Source organism: Verrucosispora sp. SN26_14.1, assembly GCF_004307965.1.
Classification (GTDB): domain Bacteria; phylum Actinomycetota; class Actinomycetes; order Mycobacteriales; family Micromonosporaceae; genus Micromonospora.
In genome coordinates this window covers 1-3,427 of record NZ_SISL01000558.1, presented here as the reverse complement: position 1 = coordinate 3,427, position 3,427 = coordinate 1, and the positions used below count along the sequence as shown (strand labels likewise).

3 protein-coding genes are annotated in these 3,427 nt (G+C 70.3%); 1 reads left to right on the top strand and 2 read right to left on the bottom strand.

Translation table 11 applies throughout. From position 1 onward, the window contains the following. Nucleotides 1–834 precede the first annotated feature (834 nt). A complete protein-coding gene (locus EYA84_RS33710; RefSeq protein ID WP_236146019.1) occupies nucleotides 835–1,125 on the top strand; it encodes an endonuclease domain-containing protein in 291 nt (96 codons plus the stop codon). A 207-nt stretch (nucleotides 1,126–1,332) separates the two neighbouring features. On the opposite strand, the gene speB is transcribed toward EYA84_RS33710, so the two are convergent. Together speB and EYA84_RS28995 are read right to left on the bottom strand one after the other, a co-directional pair. Continuing rightward, a complete protein-coding gene (gene speB, locus EYA84_RS29000; RefSeq protein WP_131057183.1) occupies nucleotides 1,333–2,346 on the bottom strand; it encodes an agmatinase in 1,014 nt (337 codons plus the stop codon). Beyond that, on the bottom strand, nucleotides 2,343–3,427 hold a 1,085-nt coding region (locus tag EYA84_RS28995), incomplete at its 5' end, for a saccharopine dehydrogenase family protein (protein WP_131057181.1). The genes EYA84_RS28995 and speB, both read right to left, overlap by 4 nt.

The window sequence follows — 3,427 nt, the reverse complement described above, 5'->3', positions numbered from 1 at the left end:
CCGTAACAGAGAGTGAGCCACACCACCCTCCCCCACCCGCCCCCACGTGCCACCGTCGTCGCGTCGCCGTCGTCGTCGCCGTCGGTCGCCGTCGTCGTCGCCGCGTCGATCATGGAGTTGGGGCTGCACTTATGGAAGCTTTTATCCTTATTTGCGATCGCCACGATTCCATGATCGACGCGGACAGCCGTGGGGCCGCGAGTTATCCACAGCGGCCCGGTACGTCGTCCACAGGGGCGGACGGCAGCCGGGGTGGGCCGGGACAGTGGCGAGATGACAGAGCGACTGATTCGTTACTCCGAGTTGTTGGCGACCGGGTGGAGTCGAGGTCAGGTGCGGGGGCAGATCGCACAGGGGGCACTGCTTCGGCTGACCCGAGGTGTCTACGGGCCTCCCGCCGCCGCCGACGACCACCTCAGGGCGATCTTCGAACGTCTGCCCGACGGCGCGGTGGCGGGGTTCCACACCGGTGCGATGCTGCACGGCTTCGGGGATGCCCGGTCGACCAGGTGCCACGTCATCGTGCCGGCGGGTTCGGTCGTGCCGCAGATCCGTGGGGTCGTGGCGCATGAGTCCGTCGTGCCGGTCCGCGATCCCGTCCGGATCCGCGGACTGCCCTGCGCTCCGGCCGCGCGATGTGCCGTCGATCTGGCGAGATCACTCCGGCGGACAGAAGCCCTTCCGGTGCTGGACCTCTGTCTGCGGGCGACAGCCTGCCGGCGCGACGATCTCCATGACGAGCTCGGGCGCCATCGGGGCCTGCGTAACGTCCGCCAGGCACGGGACCTGATCGGCCTGGCGGATCCCCGGTCGGAATGCCGGCAGGAGAGTCAGTTGAGACTGATTCTCGTGGACGCTGGACTACCGGCCCCGGAGCCTCAGCTCTGGGTGCACGACCGGTACGGCATACCGCTGCACCGGATCGACCTGGCCTACCGCAAGCGTCGGATCGGCATCGAGTACGACGGACAGTCCCACCTGACCCCGGAGCTCCTGCACTACGACCGTTCCCGGTCGAACTGGCTGGCCGGTCAGGGTTGGCGGATGCGTTACTTCACCGCCGACGACCTCTACCGCCGCCCCACCCACATCGTCACCACCATCCACCACCTCCTCGCCCCCTGAACTCCCGAACCCCCTGCCCTGGGCACCCCAACGCCTTCCCCCACCCTCCCCACTCCGCAACGGCCCCGCACGCAGCCGCACCGGCAGCCGCGATCATGGAGTTGCGGCACTCCGAAAAGGGGCGAATACCCCAGGATCGCAGCCTCAACTCCATGATCGACGGGCAGGAGAGGGCGGGATCGACGGGCAGGGAGACGGGTGGGAGGGTCAGCGGCTGTCCAGGAGGGGTTGGGTGGGGTTCCAGGGTGGGCCACCGGCGGCGTCGCGACGGCGGCGGGCGATGGCCGACAACGCTTCCAGCACGACCCGGTTGCCGAGGTAGGCGGTGATGTCGGCGTGGTCGTACGGCGGGGCGACCTCCACCACGTCCACCCCGACCACGGGGAGTTCGTAGCAGACCCGGCGGACCGCGTCGAGCAGCTGCCGACTGGTGAAGCCGCCCGGTTCGGGGGTGCCGGTGCCGGGGGCCATACCCGGGTCCACCACGTCCACGTCGACGGAGAGGAAGACGCCCTCGCACTCGTCGGTCGCGATGTCGAACGCCTCGGTGAGGCAGTCGTCCAGGCCACGGGCCACGATCTCGGTCATCTCGTACGAGCGCATGCGCTGCTCGGCCATCCAGGACAGGGTCGACGGGCCCGGCCAGTAGCCGCGCAGGCCGATCTGGAGGAACCGGTCGCCGCGTACCGCGCCGGACTCGATGAGTCGACGCATCGGCTGGCCGTGACCGTGCAGCGAGCCGAACTCGATGTCGCCGGTGTCGGCGTGCGCGTCGAAGTGCACCAGCGACACCCGGCCCAGCCCGTGGTGGCGGGCCACCCCGGTGGCGTCGGGCTGGGCGATGGAGTGGTCGCCGCCGAGGACCACCGGGATCGCACCGGCCGAGGCGACCGCGTACACGGCGGTTTCCAGCGCGGACAGCGACCGTTCGATGTCGCCGGAGAACATCTCGACGTCACCGGCGTCGTAGACGCACAGGTCGCGCAGCGCGTCGACGCGCAGCGCCAGGGAGGGGCGGGAGCCGTCGTGCGGCAGATAGCACGCCTGCCGGATGGCGGACGGGCCGAACCGGGTGCCGGGGCGGTGCGAGGTGCCGCCGTCGAAGGGCGCGCCGATGATCACGACGTCGGCGTCGGCGTACGTGACGGGCTCCTCGATCGTGCAGGGCGGTACGCCGAGGAACGTCACGTCGGGGCCGTACATCGGGCCGTACCGGGTCATCGTTCCGCCATTCCCCACGGCGAGCCGTAGGCGGTGAGCAGGTCGAGGAAGGGCTTGGGCGGCAACGCCTCCGGTCCGAGCACCCCGCTGCCCGACCACACGCCGTCGGCCAGCAGTTCCAGGGCGACCACCGGGTTCACCGCGGTCTGCCAGACCACCGCCTGGTGGCCGTACTCGCGCATCGACCACTCGTTGTCGACCACGTGGTAGAGGTAGACCCGGCGCGGCTCGCCGTCGGTGCCGATACCGGTGACGTACGTGCCGGCGCAGGTCTTGCCGCGCATCCGGTCGCCGAGGGTGGCCGGGTCGGGCAGGCAGGCGGCCACCACGTCGCGCGGCGACACGGAGACCGGGCCGACCCGCACCGGCGCGGTCGAGGAGAGACCGAGTTTGTGCAGCGTCCTGAGCACCTCGATGAACTCCGCGCCGAGGCCGTACTTGAAGGTGACCCGCTTGGCCGGCACCCAGCGCGGGATCAGCAGCACCTCCTCGTGCTCCACGTTGACGCACTCGACCGGCCCGATCCCGTCGGGGAACTCGAAGACCTCCGGCTCACTGAACGGCTCGGTGGTGAACCAGCCCCGGTCGGCCTCCCAGATCACCGGCGGGTTCAGGCACTCCTCGATGGTGGTCCAGATGGAGAACGACGGGGCGAAGTCGTAGCCGTCGACGGTCAGGTTCGCGCCGTCGCGTACCCCGATCTCGTCGATCTCGCGGAACAACTCGTCGGCGGCGTACCGGGCGAAGACGTCGGAGAGGCCGGGCTCGACACCGATGCCGCAGAGCGCCAGCCGCCCGGCCTCCGTCCAGCGGTCGGCCGCCGCGAACTGCGCGTCGCCGAGCATCACGCCGGTCTCCTGATAGGGCCGGGTCGGGTGCGGGCGGGACAACGACATCGCCATGTCGAGGTAGTCGGCGCCGGCCGCGTACGCCCCGTCGAAGATCGGCATGACGAAGCGTGGGTCGACCGCGTTGAGCACGTGGGTGATCCGGTGTTCACGGCAGAGTGCCGCGACCGCCTCCGCCGAGGCGGCGTCGACCCCGGCGGCGACGAAGCGGTCGCTGACTCTAATACACATCT